Source organism: Nonomuraea sp. NPDC050328 (assembly GCF_044459405.1).
Taxonomy (GTDB): Bacteria; Actinomycetota; Actinomycetes; order Streptosporangiales; family Streptosporangiaceae; genus Nonomuraea.
On the sequence record NZ_JBITIW010000001.1, the window covers coordinates 123,950 to 142,079 of the forward strand.

12 protein-coding genes are annotated in these 18,130 nt (G+C 72.3%); 2 read left to right on the top strand and 10 right to left on the bottom strand.

Features of this window, described 5'->3' with window-relative positions; genetic code table 11:
• Positions 1-12: 12 nt before the first annotated feature.
• Entirely contained in the window at positions 13-5,820 is a 5,808-nt protein-coding gene (locus tag ACIBG7_RS00565) for a DNRLRE domain-containing protein (protein ID WP_397334715.1), read from the top strand.
• Between the two features lie 94 nt (positions 5,821-5,914).
• On the opposite strand, the gene ACIBG7_RS00570 is transcribed toward ACIBG7_RS00565, so the two are convergent.
• The 9 genes from ACIBG7_RS00570 to ACIBG7_RS00610 form a co-directional block, all read right to left on the bottom strand.
• Complete coding sequence (locus ACIBG7_RS00570) at positions 5,915-6,472, bottom strand: dihydrofolate reductase family protein (RefSeq protein ID WP_397334716.1); 558 nt, start codon at positions 6,470-6,472, stop codon at positions 5,915-5,917.
• A gap of 86 nt (positions 6,473-6,558) precedes the next feature.
• Positions 6,559-7,287 (bottom strand): class I SAM-dependent methyltransferase, encoded by a 729-nt coding sequence (locus ACIBG7_RS00575; protein WP_397334717.1) that lies wholly within the window; start codon positions 7,285-7,287, stop codon positions 6,559-6,561.
• A gap of 85 nt (positions 7,288-7,372) precedes the next feature.
• Positions 7,373-7,957 carry an ATP/GTP-binding protein gene (locus ACIBG7_RS00580; RefSeq protein ID WP_357917997.1) on the bottom strand — a complete coding sequence of 195 codons (585 nt, stop codon included), beginning with the start codon at positions 7,955-7,957 and terminating at the stop codon, positions 7,373-7,375.
• Positions 7,938-8,303, bottom strand: coding sequence for a DUF742 domain-containing protein (locus ACIBG7_RS00585; RefSeq protein ID WP_357918392.1), 366 nt, complete (start codon positions 8,301-8,303; stop codon positions 7,938-7,940). Before ACIBG7_RS00585 ends, ACIBG7_RS00580 begins: the two co-directional genes overlap by 20 nt.
• A 4-nt stretch (positions 8,304-8,307) precedes the next feature.
• Positions 8,308-8,730: a roadblock/LC7 domain-containing protein gene (locus tag ACIBG7_RS00590; RefSeq protein ID WP_084961465.1), complete on the bottom strand. Its 423-nt coding sequence runs from the start codon at positions 8,728-8,730 to the stop codon at positions 8,308-8,310.
• 67 nt (positions 8,731-8,797) lie between these two features.
• Complete coding sequence (locus ACIBG7_RS00595; protein ID WP_397334718.1) at positions 8,798-11,770, bottom strand: nitrate- and nitrite sensing domain-containing protein; 2,973 nt, start codon at positions 11,768-11,770, stop codon at positions 8,798-8,800.
• Between the two features lie 250 nt (positions 11,771-12,020).
• Complete coding sequence (locus ACIBG7_RS00600; protein WP_397334719.1) at positions 12,021-14,234, bottom strand: [protein-PII] uridylyltransferase; 2,214 nt, start codon at positions 14,232-14,234, stop codon at positions 12,021-12,023.
• Between the two features lie 2 nt (positions 14,235-14,236).
• Positions 14,237-14,575 (bottom strand): P-II family nitrogen regulator, encoded by a 339-nt coding sequence (locus tag ACIBG7_RS00605; RefSeq protein WP_357917989.1) that lies wholly within the window; start codon positions 14,573-14,575, stop codon positions 14,237-14,239.
• Positions 14,572-15,921 carry an ammonium transporter gene (locus tag ACIBG7_RS00610; RefSeq protein WP_357917987.1) on the bottom strand — a complete coding sequence of 450 codons (1,350 nt, stop codon included), beginning with the start codon at positions 15,919-15,921 and terminating at the stop codon, positions 14,572-14,574. The genes ACIBG7_RS00605 and ACIBG7_RS00610 overlap by 4 nt, the downstream gene beginning before the upstream one ends.
• Before the next feature lie 241 nt (positions 15,922-16,162).
• On the opposite strand from ACIBG7_RS00610, the gene ACIBG7_RS00615 reads away from it, so the two are divergent.
• Positions 16,163-17,053, top strand: a complete 891-nt coding sequence (locus tag ACIBG7_RS00615) for an iron-siderophore ABC transporter substrate-binding protein (RefSeq protein WP_357917984.1) — start codon at positions 16,163-16,165, stop codon at positions 17,051-17,053.
• A 49-nt stretch (positions 17,054-17,102) separates the two neighbouring features.
• On the opposite strand, the gene ACIBG7_RS00620 is transcribed toward ACIBG7_RS00615, so the two are convergent.
• The gene (locus tag ACIBG7_RS00620) at positions 17,103-17,975 is read right to left on the bottom strand and encodes an MOSC domain-containing protein (RefSeq protein WP_397334720.1); all 873 of its coding nucleotides are present in this window, start codon (positions 17,973-17,975) and stop codon (positions 17,103-17,105) included.
• Positions 17,976-18,130: the final 155 nt, after the last annotated feature.

The window sequence follows — 18,130 nt, forward strand, 5'->3', positions numbered from 1 at the left end:
GGCAGTTCTCGCGTGGGCCGGTTCCAGCCGGCCACGCGCAGGATCGCCGCGGCGCTGAGCGTCTTCATGATCCTCGCGATCGTGGAAGCGCAGCCGGCGCAAGCGAGAGTCACCTTAACCCCGCCCCCCGCCCCCGACCCAGCGCTCGTCGACCCCTCGACGGCGCCGTCCGGCCCCACCGCGCCGGACGAGGCCTCCGCCCTGCTCAGCGCCCGGCTCACCGGCAAGCGGGTGGAGATCGAGGCCGCCCGCTCGGAGACCAGCTCGACCTACGCCAACCCTGACGGCACGCTCACGGTGGAAACGTTTTCTGGACCGATCCGCCAGCGGGAGGGCGAAGCCTGGGTCACCCTCGACCCCACCCTGGTCAAGCAGGACGACCAGAGCGTCGCGGTCCGCTCCCACCAGCGCGACCTGCGCATCGGCGGCAAGCCCGACCGCACCGCGACCGACCTGGTCACGCTCGGCCCGGTGACGCTGCAGTGGCCGGGACCGCTGCCCGCGCCGCAGGTCTCCGGCGACACCGTCACCTACCCGGCCGCGCTCGGCACCGCCGACGTGGTCATCACCGCCACCCGCACCGGCGCCGAGCAGTTCGTCGTGGTCAAGGAGCGGCCCGCCACGCCGCTGACCTACCGGCTGCGGCTCAAGGCGCCCGGCATGAAGCTCCGCCAGGCCGCCGACGGCGGCGTCGAACTGCTCGACCGCCGCAACAAGGTGACCGTGACCGTGCCCGCGCCGGTCATGTGGGACGCCCAGGTCGACCCCGGCTCCGGCGACCACCTGCGCCGCGGCGCGGTGGACATGCGGGTGCGCGGCAACGACCTGGTGATCACGCCGGATCCGGCCTTCCTCTCGGATCCGGCGACCGTCTACCCGGTCACCGTCGACCCCACGCTCAACCTGGGCCAGGTGTTCGACACCTTCGTCCAGCAGGGCTACGGCACCGACATGTCCGGCTCGACCGAGCTCAAGCTGGGCAACAACGGCAGCGGCCAGATCGCCCGCTCCTTCATCACGTGGAAGACGCCCGGCATCAGCGGCAAGCGCATCCTGTCGGCCACGCTCAACCTGTGGAACTTCCACTCCTGGTCGTGCGAGGCGCGGAGCTGGGAGGTCTGGTCGGCCAACCAGGCCACGACCGCCAGCCGCTACCCCGGGCCGACCATGGCCGCCAAGTACGCCACCTCCAGCCAGACCAAGGGCCACAGCTCCGGCTGCGCCGACGGCTGGGTGGGCGCCAACGTGACCTCGCTCGTGCAGCACTGGGCCGACCAGGGCTGGAGCGAGTCGGGCATGGGCCTGCGCGCCTCGAACGAGAGCGACCCCTACTCGTGGAAGCGCTTCAACTCCGGCAACGCCACGAGCCACGTGCCCTACATCTCGGTCACCTACAACTCCTACCCGACCAAGCCGCAGTCGGTGTGGGTCTCCCCGCACACCGTCGCCGGCACCACGATGTGGACCACCACCACGACCCCGCAGCTCCGGGCACACGTCGGTGACCAGGACGGCGGCAACGTGCGCGGCCGGTTCGAGATCCGCGAGGGCGGCAACCTCGTGATCAAGGACATCTACGGCGCCTACGTCGGCAGCGGCGGCTTCTCCAGCTCCGCCGCCATCCCGGCCGGCAAGCTGGTCAACGGCCACACCTACACCGTGCGCGGCTGGACCAACGACGGCTCGCTCAACTCCAAGGAGTACGTCGACAAGGTCATCCGCGTCGACACCGCCAAGCCGCCCGCGCCCGCGGTGACCAGCTCCACCCACCCCGACACCGGCTGGCACGGCGACCCCGGCAAGGCGGCGACCTTCACCGCCACCCCGGGCAACACCGACACCGCATGGCTGGCCTACCGCCTCGACGAGGGCCCGACCACCCGCGTGGCGACCACCGGCGCGGCCAAGACCTTCAGCGTCACCCCGGCCACGCCGGGCGAGCACACGGTGAGCGTGCAGACCATCGACCCGGCGGGCAACGCCTCCGCCCCGGCGGTCTACACCTTCAACGTGGGCGCCGGGAACGTCGCCGCGCCCGCCGACGGCGAGCGTACGGCCCGCCGTACCGAACTGTCGGCCAGCGCCCGCAGCCAGTACGACCGGGTCACCTTCGAGTGGCGGCGGGCCGAGACCGACCCGTGGGCCGCCATCCCGCCCGCCCAGGTGCTGGGCGCAGACGGCCGGCCGTTGACGGCCTGGCCGGTGGCGGCCACGGTCAGCGGCGCCACGGCGACCGTCTCCGGGCTCACCTGGAACCTGGTCGACCAGCTCGGCGGCGACGGCGCCGTGCAGGTGCGGGCGGTCTTCGGCAACGCCTCCGGCGCGACCTCGCCGACGGTGGCCACCGACGTGGTCGCCGACCGGCAGGCCAGCGGCGCGGCCACCGAGGAGCTCGGCTCCGGCACGGTCAACCTGCTGACCGGCGACTTCCGCCTGGAGGAGTCCGAGGCCGAGCTGTTCGGCCTGGCGCTGTCGCGCACCGCCTCCTCGCGTGACCCCAAGCTCGGCAAGACCACCTCGCCCTTCGGGCCGGAGTGGTCGGCGGGCGGCGTCTCGGAGGTGGCCGAGTCGGAGTACACCTCGCTGACCGAGACCTCGGCCAGCTCGGTGGAGCTCACCCTGGCCGACGGCAGCCCGATCCAGTTCACCAGGACCGGCTCGGGCTGGAAGCCGGAGGAGGGCGCGGAGGAGCTCACGCTCACCGGCGCCTACACGCTCAAGGACGCCGACGGCGTGGTGACCACCTTCACCAAGCCGGCCGGCTCGACGCTCTTCCGCCCGGCGACCACCACGCCGCCCGGCGCGAACAACGTCACGCGCTACGTCTACGAGGCCGACCGGCTCAAGGCGATCATCGCGCCCACCGGCGCGGTGGCCGACCTGGCGGTCGACTGCGCGCTGCCCTCGCCCAAGCCCGGCTGCCGCGTGCTGGAGCTGGTCTACGAGGGTGACCGCGTGGGCAAGGTGCTCTTCCACGACTCGGGCACGCCCGTGGCCGTGGCGCAGTACGCCTACGACGCCTCGCGCCGCCTGATCGAGGCGTGGGACCCGCGCGTCACGCCCGCGCTCAAGACCACCTACGCCTACGACGCCGCCGGCCGGATCGTGCGGCTCACCCCGCCGGGCGAGCTGCCCTGGACCTACGCCTACGACGCCGAGGGCCGGCTGCAGCACGTGTCCAGGCCGGGCCTGCGCGCGGGCACGGCCGACCAGGTCGAGGGCGAGGCCCGCACCTCGATCGTGTACGACGTGCCGCTGGACAAGGCGTCGGGCGGTCCCGCCGACCTCAAGCCGCAGCACACCGCGGTCTGGGGCCAGCGCAACAACCCGACCGACGCCACCGCGATCCTCCCGCCCGACCAGCGGCCCGGCTCCGGCTGGGCCCGCGCGACCGTGCACTACCTGGACGCCAGCGGGCGCGAGGTCAACACCCTCACCCCCGGCGGGCACCTGTCGGTGACCGAGCACGACAAGTTCGGCAACACCGTGCGCGAGCTCGGCGCGGCCAACCTGGAGTTGGCGCTCGGGAGCGCCCCGCGCCTGGACGACCTGGGCATCTCCGCCCTCGGTACGGCCGAGCGAGCCGAACTGCTCTCGACCCGCTCGATCTACGACGAGGAGGGCCAGCGCGAGCTGGAGGAGTACGGCCCGCTGCACCTGATCGGCGCCGAGCCGGCCAGGCTGCACACGGTCAAGGTCTACGACGAAGGCCGCCCGGCCGACGCCGCGACCAAGAACCTCGTCACCAGGGAGAGCGTCGGAGCCCGTGCGCCGGGCGCGGCGAGCGACACCGACGTGCGCGTCACGGTGACCGAGTACGACTGGAAGCTCGGCCAGCCCACCAAGGTCGTCAAGGACCCGGGCGGGCTGAACCTGACCACCACGACGTCCTACGACGCCGAGGGCCGGGCCGTGCGGACGACCCTGCCGCGCGGCAACGCGGGCGCCACCCTGCTCACCACCTACTACACCGCGACCGGCGCCGCGCCCTGCGGCGGCAAGCCCGCCTGGGCCGGCCTGGTCTGCCGGACCGCTCCGGAGAGCGGCACGCAGACCCCGGTCAAGACCACCACCTACACCCGCTTCGGCAGCCCGCTGACCGTGGCGGAAAGCGCCGGCGGCGTGACCAGGACGACCCACACCGGGTACGACGCGGCCGACCGGCCGCTGACCTCGTGGATCACCGGCGGCGTCGGGCAGCAGGTGCCGGTCTCCGGCGTCGTCTACTCCCCCACCACCGGCAAGGTGCTGGAGCGCCGGCGGCTCGACGCGCAGGGCAACGTCACCGAACGCGTGGTGACGGGCTACGACCTGCTCGGGCAGACGATCTCCTACACCGACGCCGACGGCGCGGTGACCACCACGGAGTACGACCTGCTGGGCCGTACCACGAAGGTGTCCGACAGCCTGCCGTCCACCGTCGTCTACGCCTACGACCACGCGGCCGAGCCGCGCGGCCTGGCCACGTCGGTGACGGACTCGGTGGCCGGCGCCTTCACCGCCCGCTACGACGCCGACGGCGGCTTCGCCGGCGGCGACCTGCCGGGCGGGCTGCACCTCGCGGTCGAGGACGACGAGCGGGGCACCGACCTGTCCCGCGTCTACACCCGCGACGGGCACGAGGAGCCGCTCCTGGCCGAGCAGGTGGAGGTCTCGGCGCACGGCCAGCGGCTGCGCGACGGCCGGCGGAGCTACGGCTACGACAAGGCCGGCCGGCTGACCTCGGTCACCGAGGGCTGCGAGAAGCGCACCTACACCTACGACGCCAACACCAACCGCACCAAGCTCGCGGCCGAGGACTGCGAGGGGAAGGTCACCGAGACCGGCTACGCCTACGACGCGGCCGACCGGCTCACCGGCGAAGGCATCGCCTACGACCAGCTCGGCCGGACCACCGCCCTGCCGGGCAGCACCTTCGAGTACCACGTCAACGACTTCGTCCACAGGCAGACCGTGGGCGAGCGCACGATGACCTGGACCCTCGACGCGGCCGACCGGATCCGCTCGTTCACCGGCCCGGCCGGAACGACCGTCAACCACTACGACGGCGAGGGCGACACCCCGTCCTGGGCGGCCGAGGCCGACGGCGGCGTCACCCGCAACGTCAACGGCATGGACGGCAACCTGGCCGCCCTGACCGGCCGCGACGGGCAGGTGCGCCTCCAGCTCACCTCCCTGCACGGCGACGTGGCCACCGAGCTCGACCTGGCCACGCTGACCGCCACGGTGGTGGACGCCGACGAGTTCGGCGTCTCCCGCTCCGAGCCCAGGCGGTACGGCTGGCTGGGCGGCAAGCAGCGCTCGGCCGAGACGCTCGACGGGGTCGTCCTGATGGGCGTGCGGCTCTACTCGCCGGCCCTGGGCCGCTTCCTGCAGATCGACCCGGTGACCGGCGGCAGCGCCAACGCCTACGAGTACTGCGCGGGCGACCCGGTCAACTGCACCGACCTGGACGGCAAGGCGTTCTGGATCCCGGCCATCGCGGCCTGCCTGCGCTGGTGCTCGCGGGCTGGCTCCTGGGGCCGCAAGGCGTGGGGCTGGGGCAAGAGCGGCTGGCGCTGGGGCAAGAAGCAGTGGGGCAAGCGGGGCCAGGCCGGCAGGACGCTCAAGCGCTGGGCCAGCAGCGGTCGCCGCTGGTTCAGCCGTGGCGGCTTCGTCGGCGCGGTGGCCTACGGTTCCTACGGCTGCTACCGCAAGCGGACCTGGTCCGGCTGCGGCAACGCCTGGCTGAACGGCGCCAAGTGGGGCGCCGGCATCGGCGGCGGCTGGGGCATCGTGCGCGGCGGCTGGCGCCTGCGGCGCTGGTGGCGCAGGGGCTGACGCCTGACCAGGGGCCCGGGCAGCCGGTCCGGGCCCCTTTCGCGTCCCATCGGCCGGCACGCTCGGGACCGGCCCTGCACCCGCCGCACGGGCGCTAGCGCTTGGGGCGGTAGTGCAGGGCGACGATCCCGCACTCGAACGGCCGCGCCTCCACCAGCTCCATCCGGTGGTGGGCGCCGGCCGGGAAGACCGGCATGCCCGAGCCGATCGCGGTCGGGTTGACCAGCAGGTGCAGGTCGTCCAGCAGCCCGGCGGCGATCAGGTTGGCCACGAAGGTGCCGCCGCCGTAGGCGATCATGTCGCCGCCCTGCCGCGCCTTCAGCTCGTTGATCGCCTCGGCCAGGTCGCCGCCGGCGACGGTCGCGTTCTCCCACGGCGACTCGGTGAGCGTGCTGGAGACGACGACCTTCGGGGTCTCGTTCATCCAGGCGACCGTCGCCTCGTCCTCGCCCTCGGGCGCGGCGGCCCAGGTGGGGATGAAGCCCTCGGCCAGCTTGCGGCCCAGGACGATGAGGTCGACCGGCTTGGTCAGCGCGTCGAGGTAGGCGTTGAGGTCGTCGGTCCAGGGGAAGGTCATCCAGTCCATCTCGCCGTTCGGGCCGGCCATGTAGCCGTCGGCGGTGACCTGGACCTGGAGCTTGAACTTACGCATGATCGCCGTCTCTTTCGTGGTGGGGGCCGTGCTTTCCGATGTCCCTCACTCTGCCGGGGTCGCCTTACGGTTTCCTTCCGTCCCTCTTAAGGCCGCAGCGCCACGGTGATGATCTCCCGGGAGTCGTCGGTAAGAGGCCCGCGGACCCAATCGCCGTACTGCGCCTCGATCACGTACCCGGCCTCGGCCAGGAAGGCGTTGAGCTCGGCGGGGTCGAGGAAGCGCAACTCTCCCCGGTCGACCCGGAGCACGGTGCCGTCGGGCGTCGCGGTGGTCTCGCTGAGCGCCACGACGCCGTCCGTCCCCATGACGGCCTCGTGCCACATCCGCAGCTTGCGGCCGTCGGCGGTCTCGACGTCGGAGGCGTTGCCCGGGTGCCAGCCGGTCCAGGCGCGGGCCTGGGGGTGGCGGGTGCCGAAGACGAAGCGCCCGCCGGGCCGCAGGGCGGTGTGGATCGCGCGCAGGGAGGCGCGCAGGTCGGCGTCGGTGATCAGGCACTGGAAGGCGTTGCTGGTCATGGTCGCCAGGTCGAACTCGGCCGTCCAGCCGAGGTCGGCCGCCTTGCCCGCCACCCATTCGACGCCCGGATGCCGCCGGGCGCGGTCCAGCATCGCCGGGTCGGGGTCGACGCCGGTCAGCCGGCCGGTGTGGCCGCGCTCGCGGGCGTCGTGCAGCAGGCTGCCGGTGCCGCAGCCCACGTCGAGCACGTCGGAAGCGGCCAGGACGTGTTCCGTCACGAAGGCGCACTCGGCGCGGGCGGGGTCCCAGGGGGCGAGCTGGTCGTAGAGAGCCGCTACGTCGGCGTCGGAGAACATTCCGACAGTGTCACCACCCGGCCCGGCGCCGCCAACCGGTTTTCCTGGCGGGCCGGGCAGGGGGTCACGAGCCTTCCGCTGCGGGTCAGGCCGGCGTGCCGTACGCCGCGCGGATGCGGACGACGTGCTCGACCAGCGTGATCAGCGTCTGCTTGACCGCGTCGCGGTGGCGCGCGTCGGTCCGCACGATCGGCACGTGCGGGGCCAGCGCGAGCGCCTCGCGCACCTCGTTCTCGGCGTGGGCGAAGGTGCCGTCCCAGCCGTTGATCGCGATGACGAACGGCAGCTTGGCCTCTTCGAAGTAGTCGATCGCCGGGAAGCTGTCGGCCAGCCGCCGGGTGTCGACGAGCACGACCGCGCCGATGGCGCCACGGACCAGGTCGTCCCACATGAACCAGAACCGGTGCTGCCCGGGCGTGCCGAACAGGTACAGGATCAGGTCCCGGTCGAGCGACAACCGGCCGAAGTCCATGGCCACCGTGGTGGTCTGCTTGTTCGGCGTCATACCGAGGTCGTCGATGCCCGCGGAGGCATCGGTCATGACCGCTTCGGTGGTGAGCGGGAGGATCTCGGACACGGCGCCCACGAACGTCGTCTTCCCGACGCCGAAGCCGCCGGCGACGACGATCTTCGTCGACGTCAGCCCGGGGCTAGAGCCTGCGAAGTCCACTGAGCACCCTTTCGAGCATGTTGAGGTCTGGCTGACCTTGTTCCAGGCGCGGCTGGTGGAGCCGGACGAGACCTTCGTCCGACATGTCGGCGATCAGCACGCGCGCCACCCCGAGCGGGACCCGCAGCAGCGCTGAGATCTCCGCCACGGAGCGGAAGGTACGGCATAGCTGCATGATGGCTTCCTGCTCGGGGGTGAGCAGGGCGAGCTCGTCGTCCGGGATGGACATCGAGGAGACCAGCGTCTCCATGGCCAGGTGGTAGCGAGGCTCCGACCGGCCGCCCGTCACCGCATACGGACGGAACAGGGGCTCCTCGTCCCCCGAACCGTCGGCGCCGTACACCATCACATCACCGGGTCCTGGCGGCTTGCAGTTCCGCGCGCAGGGCCGGGGTCAGCGCCTGGCCGGCCCGGTCCACCAGCAACGTCATCTGGTAGGCCACCAGCCCCATGTCGCAGTCGGGCGCGGCCAGGACCGTCAGCACCGAACCGTCGCTGATCGCCATCACCAGCAGCAGACCGCGCTGCATCTCCACCACGGTCTGCGTCACCGCCCCGCCCTCGAAAACGCGCGAGGCGCCCACGGTGAGCGAGAGCAGTCCCGCCGAGACCGCCGCCAGCTGGTCGGCCCGGTCCGGGGGGAAGCCCTCCGACGAGGCCAGGCAGAGTCCGTCGGCCGAGACCACCACGGCGTGGGCGACACCAGGGGTGTTGCGCACGAAGTCGGTGATCAGCCAGTCGAACCGATGCGCCTCATGGCTGAGGGTCGTCACTCTTCCTCCTTGGTCGTAAGCGTGCCCGCAGTGATGCTGTGCCGGGCCTGTCGCCCGGCAAGCTCGCTCACGCTTGGTCCTCCTGCTCGTTCAGCTCGGCCCGGCCGCGCCGGACGCCCTGCTGGAAGCTGGACATACGGTTGCGGATCCGGTCCGCCGAGACCGGCGGCGCCGGCGGGACCGGCGCCTGTGGTTGTGCCGGCTGGGCCGCGGCCGTGCCGGGCACCAGGTTCGCCTTCGGCGTTCGGCGCGGGAGCCCGGCCTGGGTCACGCCGCCGAGGCTGGGGTCGCTGGCCGCCGCCGCCGCACGCCAGCCGGCGTCGGCGGGGGTGCGCCAGGCGTCACCGGCCGGTACGGCAGGCGCCGCGGCCTCTTCGGCGGCCGGCTCGGCGGCCTTGCGCGGAGCCGGCTCCTGGGAGGCGTCGGGCCGGCGGAACCAGGCCGACTCCACCGAGGCGAAGATCGGGAGGTACTCCTCCTGCTCCGGCTCCATCGGCGAGAACTCCACCGACGGGGTGGCCGGGCGCTGCAGGTCGCCGGTGTAGTGCGGGGCGGCGAACGCTCCGCTGTCGCGGCCGGGGAGCGAGCCGTCCCTGCTCGGAAGCGGTCCCGCGCCGTTCTCGCCGCTGGGGAAGCCGTTGTCCCGGCTGCCGAAGGCGCCGGTGTCACGGCCGAACGATCCGGTGTCGCGGCTGCCGAAGGCGCCGGTGTCGCCGCTCGGGAACGCTCCGCCGTCGCGGCGCGGCAGGCCGTTGCCCTCCGCCTGCGGGTAGCCCGGGTAGGAGCCGGTCTGCGGCGGCTGCTGCTCGCGGCGCACCGGGTTGTCCCCGCTGGGGAAGCTCGGGAAGGACGAGCTGTCCAGGCTGGGGAAGGCGGCGTTGTCCAGGCTTGGGTAGTTGCCCGGGTTGCTGGGGAAGGACGGGTGCGAGCCGGGCGCGAACGGTCCGGACGGCGGCTGCGGGAAGGCCTGGGCGGGGTCGGCGGTGAAGGAGCCGAGGCCCTGCCGGCCGCTGGTGAGCCCGGAGGAGCCGGTGGTGTCCCAGTCGCCGCTCGGGAAGGACTGGAAGCCGTTCTGCGCGGCCGGGGCGGCTTTGGCGCTGCCACCGAAGGCGGGACGCTGCGGCACGGGCGGCTGGCCGGCATCCGGGATGAGCGACGGCGGCAGCAGGATCATCGCGATCAGGCCGCTGCCCTCGCCCTTGCGGAGCTGGACGCGGATGCCGTGGCGCAGGGCCAGGCGGCCGACCACGAACAGGCCCATGCGGCGGGAGACGGAGACGTCGACGACGGGCGGCTCGGCCAGGCGGCGGTTGGCCTCGGCGAGCTCGTCCTCGGTCATGCTGATGCCGGAGTCGCTGACCGACACCAGCGCGCCGCCGCCTTCGATGATGCTGGAGGTGACGACGACCTGGGAGTTCTTCGGGGAGAACTGCACGGCGTTCTCGACCAGCTCGGCGACGAGGTGGACGAGGTCGTTGGCGGCGCTGCCGACCACCATGGTGGCGCGGTGCACGCGCACCTGGACGCGCTCGTAGTCCTCGACCTCCGACAGCGCCGCGCGGACGACGTCGACGAGGCGGGCGGGCTGGCTGCGGCGGCGGGCCGGTTCGTGGCCGGCGAGGACCAGGAGGTTCTCGGAGTTGCGCCGCATGCGGGTGGCGAGGTGGTCGAGCTTGAACAGGTCGGCCAGCCGGGCGCCGTCCTGCTCGCCCTTCTCCAGGCCGTCGATCAGCGAGATCTGCCGCTCGACCAGGGTCTGGGTGCGGCGGGAGAGGTTGACGAACATCGCGCTGATGTTGCCGCGCAGCTCGGCCTCCTCGGCGGCCAGGCGTACGGCCTGGCGGTGGACCTCGTCGAAGGCCTGCGCCACTTCGCCGATCTCGTCCTTGCCCTCGATCGGGATCGGCAGGATGTCGGGCGGGTTGGAGTCGCCCGAGACGCGCAGCGTGCGCACCACGTCGGGCAGCCGGATGCCGGCGATCTCCAGGGCCTCCGAGCGCAGGCGGCGCAACGGGGTGACCATCGACCGGGCGATGAGCACGGTCAGGACCAGGACGAGCAGCAGCAGGACGAGGATCGCGGCGCCGGCGAGGATCGCGTTGCGGACCTCGGCCTCGCGCAGCTGGTTGGCGCGCAGGAGGGCCTGGGCGGCGGCCTTCGTCTCGACCTTGCCGCGGATCTGGTCGATGGCCCAGGAGTTGTCGTTGAACCACTCGCTGATGCCCTCGGCCCTGTCCGAGATCAGCCTCGATTGGATCTTCGGGCCGCCGTCTGCCATGGTGATGGCACGACCCTTGGTCAGTTCCGACCGGTAGTAGCGCTGCTCGTTCAGGGCGTCCTGGAGTTCCTTGGCGAACTCCGGACCGGCTTCGGAGCCGAAGGCGATCATGGCCGCGCGCTGCTGGGCGCGCAGGGCGATGAAGTCCTCGACCTGGAGCGCGGTGACCGCGGACTTCTGGTAGGCCGTCTGGAGAAGGAGGATGCGCTGCTCGGAGATGGCTTCCTTGGCCCGCGCCAGCTCGCTCAGCCCGCGCAGCAGGCCGACCGTCTTGGAGTCCTGGGTGAGCAGCGTGAGCTCCTCGTGCAGGGCCAGCAGGTTCTCCACCATGCCGCTGTAGCGGGCGGTCAGCTTCTCCTTGCGGACGGTCGACAGACCGCGGACGGAGGCGGCGGCGAGGCGGGCGCGCGCCTCGGCGCGGACCCCGTAGCTGGAGTCGATCGTGGCCAGGTCGGCGAGGACGACCTTCGCGTTGCGGTCGGTCTCCTTCTCCCGGTTCTGGACGTGCTCCTGGAGCTTGTCGTTGTTCCGCGACAGGTAGTACCAGCCCGCCGTGTCACGCTCCAGTCCGATCGACTGGAGGAGGTCGCGGATGTGTCCGGCCTGCTCGGCGGCGGTCGCCAGCCGGGTGTAGTCGCCGACGCTCTCGACGGAGGTGACCACGCGCGCACCGGCGAGGGTGACACCGGCGATCGTGGGCACCAGGATGAGAGCCGTGAGGCGCCACCGTACGCGCCAGTTGCGCAGCGCGAACCGTGGCAACGACCGCTTTTGGCGGTCTCGCCGGGCGGCCCGGCCGCCGCGGGCGTCAAACTTGCCCGCGTCCGGCGCCTCCCTGCGTGTGCCTGGGTCTGGCACGTTGTTACGCGTTGTCACCGCTGTTCGCTACCCCTCGGTCATCCCGTCGCAAAAGACGGGTCATAGGTCGTCCACAAGGTATCCGCCGGACGTCGATGACCAGGCAAAACAGACACAATTGTTACAAATGTGACCACAGACTGTGCATGTCCGGTTATCGCAAAGCGGCAAGCACCTGATCACGCACCGCGCGGCGTTGCACGTCATCGCTGAGGGGGCGCCCGGCGCGATCCACCACATAGAAGACGTCAACCGCCTCCGCGCCCAGAGTCTCCACATGAGCAGCTTTCACGTCAAGCCCGCAATCCCCAAACGCACGCCCGATGCGCCACAAAAGTCCAGGTCGGTCATGCGCTCTGACCTCGACAACTGTCGCTGTGGCAGACGCGTCGTCAAGGAGCCGCACCCGCGGCGGGGCCACGGGGACGCGAGCAGGTCTCATGGCTCTGGTACGGCGAGCCAGCCGCTGCTCGATGTCGAGCCGCCCGGCGAGCACCAGCCGCAGATCCGCCTCCAGCGTGGCGGGGTCGGGCGGCGAGCCGTACTCGGGGATGACGGAGAACTCCAGGACCGCGGTGGAGCCGGCCGAGGCCGCCGAGGCGGACCTGACGACCAGGTGATGCGCGGCCAGCACGCCCGCAGCGCTCCACAGCAGGCCGGGCCGGTCGGGCGCGACGACGGTGACGCCGGCGCCGTTCACCCGCACCGCTCCCCCGCCGTGCCGGGCCAGCGCGGCCTGGGCCGGGGAGAGCACGGGCGCCTTGGGCGGCGGCGAGCCGGCCAGCACCGAGCGCACGCGGCGGACCAGCTCGGCGACGAGCCCGGCCTTCCACGAGTTCCAGGCGGCGGGCCCGGTCGCCAGCCCGTCGGCGACGGCCAGCGCGGCCAGCAGGTCGAGCAGCTCGCGCGAGCCGACCGCGGCGGCGACCTTCTCGATGGTGACGGGGTCGTCCAGGTCGCGGCGGGTGGCGGTCTCCGGCAGCAGCAGATGGTGGCGGACCAGCCCGGCCAGCAGATCGGCGTCGGCGGCGGGCAGGCCGAGACGGGCGGCGAGGTCGCGCACCACCACGGCGCCGCCGACCGAGTGGTCGCCCGGCCCGCCCTTGCCGATGTCGTGCAGGAGCGCGCCGATCAGCAGCAGGTCGGGCCGCGGCACCTCCCGGGTGTGGGCGGCGGCGTTGGCGGCCGTCTCGATCAGATGGCGGTCCACGGTGAAGCGGTGGATCGGGTTGCGCTGCGGCCGGTGCCGCACGCTGTCCCACTCGGGCAGCAGCTTCACCAGCACGCCCGCCTGGTCGAGCTCCTCCCAGACCGGCACCGCGGCCCGGCCCGCGCCGAGCAGCGCCACCAGCGCGTCCCGCGCCTCGGCGGGCCACGGCACCGGCAGCGGCGGCGCCTGGGCGGCGAGCGTCGCGACGGTCACCGGGGACAGCGGCAGCCCCGCCTCGGCCGCCGCGGCGGCGGCCCGCAGCAGCAGGACCGGATCCTTGGCCGGGTTGACCCCACGGGCCAGCACCACCTCGCCGCCGTGCTCCACGACCCCGTCGGCCAGCGGGCGGCGACCGCGCGGCGCCGGTCCCGAGACCAGGCGGTCGACGCTGCGCCAGGTGAGGTCGAAGGCGTGCGCGACGGTCCGGCCCGCCTCCGACACCCGGCGCATCAGCGCGTCGGCGTCCAGCAGGCCGAGCGTCGCGGCCACGGCCTCCTGCTCCTGCAGCACCAGCCGGTCGGCGCCGCGGCCGGTGACCTCGTGCAACGCGTGCCGGACGTCGAGGACGACCTCGTGCGCCTCCCGCACCCGCGGCCCGGGCGCGGAGGCGACCCAGGCGGCGGCCACGGCCTGCATCGCCTGGAAGTCGCGCAGGCCGCCCCGGCAGTCGCGCAGGTCGGGCTCCAGGAGGAAGGCGAGCTCCCCGGCGTGCTCGGCCCGCCGGCCGGCCGCCTCGCGCAGCTCGCCGAGCCGGCGGCGCGAGTCGGCCCGCCACTCGGCCAGCACCGCCTCGCGCACGCTCCTGGCCAGGTCGGGGTCGCCGGCCACGTGCCGGGCCTGGATGAGGCCGAGCACCGCCTTCAGGTCGTTCCTGGCCACCTCGACCGCCTCGGCCACGGTGCGGACCGAGTGGTCGAGGCCGATGCCGGAGTCCCAGACGGGGTACCAGACGCGGTCGGCGATCCTGGCGATGCCGGGCTCGCCGTCGTGCAGCAGGACCAGGTCGAGATCGCTGCCGGGGGCCGGTTCCGCCCGGCCCAGGCTGCCCACGGCGACCAGCGCGAGCCGGGCGGTGCCGCCAGCCGTACCGAGCAGGTCCTTGAGCCAGCGGTCGATCTCCGCGGCCCGCTCGCGGCGGGCCGCGGCGAAGCCCCGCACCGCTAGAGCGCTCCGGGTCCGCGCTCACCGGTGCGCACGCGGATCACCGTGTCCACGGGCACCGACCAGACCTTGCCGTCGCCGATCTTGCCGGTCTGGGCGGCCTTCACGATGACGTCGATGACCTCCTCGGCGTCGTCCTCCTCCGCCAGCACCTCCAGGCGGACCTTCGGCACCAGGTCGACCTGGTACTCCGCGCCTCGGTAGACCTCGGTGTGGCCCTTCTGCCTGCCGTACCCGCTGGCCTCGCTGACCGTCATGCCCTTGACCCCGAACTGCTCCAGGGCGGCCTTGACGTCGTCGAGCTTGAACGGCTTGATGACGGCGGTGATCAGTCTCATGCGTCCACCTTCTTGGCAGCGATCACGGGGGCGTTGGCGGAGATCACGCCGGAGGCGTGCACACTGCCCAGGTCGTAGCCGGTCTCGGCGTGGGTGGTGATGTCGATGCCCGCCACCTCGGCCTCCTCCGGGATGCGGAAGCCCATCGTCTTGTCGATGAGCTTGCCCAGCACCCAGGAGACCACGAAGGAGTACACGCCGACCGCGACCGGGCCGAGGATCTGCAGGCCGACCTGGCTCCACTGGCCGCCCTCGATCAGGACGCCCTTGTTCTGGCCGGGCAGGAAGGGGTAGGCGGCGACGAAGCCGAGGGCGACCGCGCCGATCACGCCGCCGACCAGGTGCACGCCGACCACGTCGAGCGAGTCGTCGAAGCCGAGCCGGTTCTTCAGCCCCACCGCGTAGCAGCAGGCGACGCCGGCCAGCAGGCCGATGACCACGGCGGCCCAGGGGTCCACGAAGCCGCAGGCCGGGGTGATGGCGACCAGGCCGGCGACCGCGCCGGAGGCGACGCCCAGCGTGGTGGAGTGGCGGTCACGCAGCTTCTCCACGACGATCCAGGCGCCCGCGGCGACGGCGGTGGCGATCTGGGTGTTCATGAAGGCCAGGCCCGCGGTCTGGTCGGGGGCCAGCTCCGAGCCGGCGTTGAAGCCGAACCAGCCGAACCACAGCAGGCCGGTGCCGAGCAGCACCAGGGTCAGGTTGTGCGGGCGCATCGGCTCCTTGCCCCAGCCCTTGCGCTTGCCCAGGACCAGGGCGAGCGCGAGGGCCGCGGCTCCGGCGTTGATGTGCACCACCGTGCCGCCGGCGAAGTCCTCGATGCCGAGCTGGCCCAGCCAGCCGCCGCCCCACACCCAGTGCGCGACCGGGAAGTACACGACCGTCACCCACACCAGGGCGAACAGCACCCACGCCCCGAACTTCGCCCGGTCGGCGATGGCGCCGCTGATCAGCGCGACGGTGATGATGGCGAAGGTGAGCTGGAAGGCGGAGAAGACCATCAGCGGGAAGTTGTCGGCCGCGGCCATCTCGGCGGTGATCTGCTTGGCCGCGTCCTCGACGATCAGGTTCTCGTAGACGGCGTTGAAGACGCCCGACAGGCCCAGGTAGTCGAGACCGCCGACCAGGTTGTTGAGGAAGCCTTCCGAGGAGTCGAAGGCCAGGGAGTAGCCGTACATGACCCACGCGATGGTCACCACGATGATGCTCGCGAACGACATCATCATCATGTTGAGCACGCTCTTGGCCCGGGTCATGCCACCGTAGAAGAACGCGAGGCCCGGAGTCATCAGCAGCACCAGGGCGGTGCACACGAGCATCCAGGCGGTAGTGCCGCCGTCGATCATCGACGCGACCCTCCTTAGGTTGGGCTTGTCCATTGCGGCGCCGCCCGGACTCCGTTGACCGGCTGCGCATCTGACGATGCACCGAACTGTGTTCTTCCGCCGTTTCGTGCCACGACCAGGTGTGTTTCGCGCTGGTGAATCTCCCCGGGAGGGTGTTTCGCGGGTGTTTCGGACAGCTCACTAAACCTGGATGCGGCTAAACTTAGGGTTGCCTTAGTTTCGTGATCAAGGAAGATTCCCCATGCGCCTGCGCTCGGCCGCCCTGGCCCTGCTGCCCGTCCTCGCCCTCACCGCCTGCTCCTCGGGGGGTACGGCTACCGCCGACGGGCCGACCGTCAAGCACGCCATGGGCTCCACCCAGGTCCCCGCCTCGCCCAAGCGGGTCGTCGTGCTCGACACCGACAAGCTCGACACCATGGTCACCCTCGGTCTCACCCCGGTCGGAGCCGCCCAGGCCGCCGAGAACCAGAAGTGGCCGGCCTACCTCGGCTCCTCGCTCGACGCCACCAAGGCGGTCGGCACCCTCCAGGCGCCCAACCTCGAAGCGATCATGGCGCTGAAGCCGGACCTGATCCTGGGCACCAAGTTCCGGCAGGCCGCCTTCTACGACAAGCTCTCCAAGATCGCCCCCACGGTGTTCACCGAGAAGGTGGGGATCACCTGGAAGGAGAACTTCCTCCTCGACGCCGAGGCGCTGGGGAAGAAGGGCGAGGCCACCAAGCTCCTCGCCGACTACGAGGCCCGGGCCAAGACGATCAAGACCACCAAGAAGGCGAGCATCGTCCGGTTCATGCCGACCGAGATCCGGATGTACGGGCCCGAGTCCTTCAGCGGCATCGTCCTCGGGGACGCCGGGGTGCCCCGGCCCGAGGCACAGCTCCTCGCCAACCAGGAGGACAAGCGCTTCGGCAAGCTCTCCGCCGAGAACCTCGCGCTGGCCGACGGGGACGTGCTCTTCTACAGCGCGTACGGCAAGGCGGCCGAGGAGTCGCAGGCGGCGGTCACCGCGGGGCCGCTGTGGCAGAACCTCAAGGCGGTCAAGCACAACGTGGACGACGAGGTGTGGATGCTCGGCATCGGGGTCACCGCTGCGGGCAAGATCCTCGACGACCTCCAGAAGCACCTGGCCTGACCCTTGGCGGGGAACCGGCTCAGGACGGTTCCCCCGCTATCGGGGTGGGTCAGGTCAGGAGGGTGACCGGGTCGCCGGTGCGGATCGTCCCCGGCCGCAGGACCTTGGCGTAGGCCCCGGCGCACGGCAGCTCCCCCAGGTCGAACACCGGCACCCGGTTACGTTCCGCCGGGCGGCGCAACGCCTCCCTATCCTTCGGCAGGTCCCCGTGGGCCAGGGTGGGCACCACGCACCGGGGGCTCACCACGATGACCTCCAGCACGACCTCCGCCCCCACACCCACCTCCCGCCCGACCCACCCGTTCTCCGGGAACCCCTCGGCCGCGCCCCCGATCACCAGGTTCGGCCGGTACCGGACCGCCTCCATCCCGCCCAGGGCGGTGAGCGTCGAGGTGGTGATCAGGTGGACGGGCGCGAAGTCGAAGAACGTCCCCGGCGCCGCCCCGCCCAACCGGCCCACCCTGACCGTCACGTCATCAGCCTCCCGAGCCGGCCCCTCTGTGGACCCGCCCGCCCGAGCCGGCCCCCTTTCGGACCCGCCCTCCCGAGCCAGCCCCCTTTCGGGCCCGCCCTCCCGAGCCAGTCTCATTTCGGGCCGGCTCTCCAGGTCGGCCTCCCGGGCCAGCACTTCCTCGGGGTCGGCCTTCTCCAGCTCGGCGTTCTCCGGCGGGGTGGCGATCAGCCGTACCTCCCGGCCCAGCACCGCCGACAGGCACGCGTCATCGTGCTCCTGCGTCCCGTGGAGGCCGAGCAGGTCCCGCCACAGCCGGGGGTGCTTGGCGCTGGCGACCTTGCCGGTGGCCACATCCAGCACCGCCCTCGCCCGATCCCCCGCCAGCCCCTGGGCCGTCACCTCAGTGCCGGCCAGGCTCTCCCCGAGCATCGACTTGATCGGATACCGCCGAATCTCCTCCACCCGCATCCCCGGATCCTACGAGCCGGCCTCTCCCACCGACTCAGGAGCTCCCCGCCCAAGCCCCCGGGATGCCCCCGCCGTCCCCCTCGCCCCCTCCCCAGAGTCCACCCCCACGCAGAACGACCCGGCCGATGCGAGCGGCCGGGTCGTCAGTGACAGCA

What these genes read in the sequence shown, in the direction of transcription:
- ACIBG7_RS00570 (WP_397334716.1), bottom strand. Translation starts at nt 6,472, where the DNA reads ATGCGTAAGTTCAAGCTCCAGGTCCAGGTCACCGCCGACGGCTACATG.
- ACIBG7_RS00575 (WP_397334717.1), bottom strand. Translation starts at nt 7,287, where the DNA reads ATGTTCTCCGACGCCGACGTAGCGGCTCTCTACGACCAGCTCGCCCCC.
- ACIBG7_RS00585 (WP_357918392.1), bottom strand. Translation starts at nt 8,303, where the DNA reads ATGGTGTACGGCGCCGACGGTTCGGGGGACGAGGAGCCCCTGTTCCGT.
- ACIBG7_RS00605 (WP_357917989.1), bottom strand. Translation starts at nt 14,575, where the DNA reads ATGAGACTGATCACCGCCGTCATCAAGCCGTTCAAGCTCGACGACGTC.
- ACIBG7_RS00610 (WP_357917987.1), bottom strand. Translation starts at nt 15,921, where the DNA reads ATGATCGACGGCGGCACTACCGCCTGGATGCTCGTGTGCACCGCCCTG.
- ACIBG7_RS00615 (WP_357917984.1), top strand. Translation starts at nt 16,163, where the DNA reads ATGCGCCTGCGCTCGGCCGCCCTGGCCCTGCTGCCCGTCCTCGCCCTC.
- ACIBG7_RS00620 (WP_397334720.1), bottom strand. Translation starts at nt 17,975, where the DNA reads ATGCGGGTGGAGGAGATTCGGCGGTATCCGATCAAGTCGATGCTCGGG.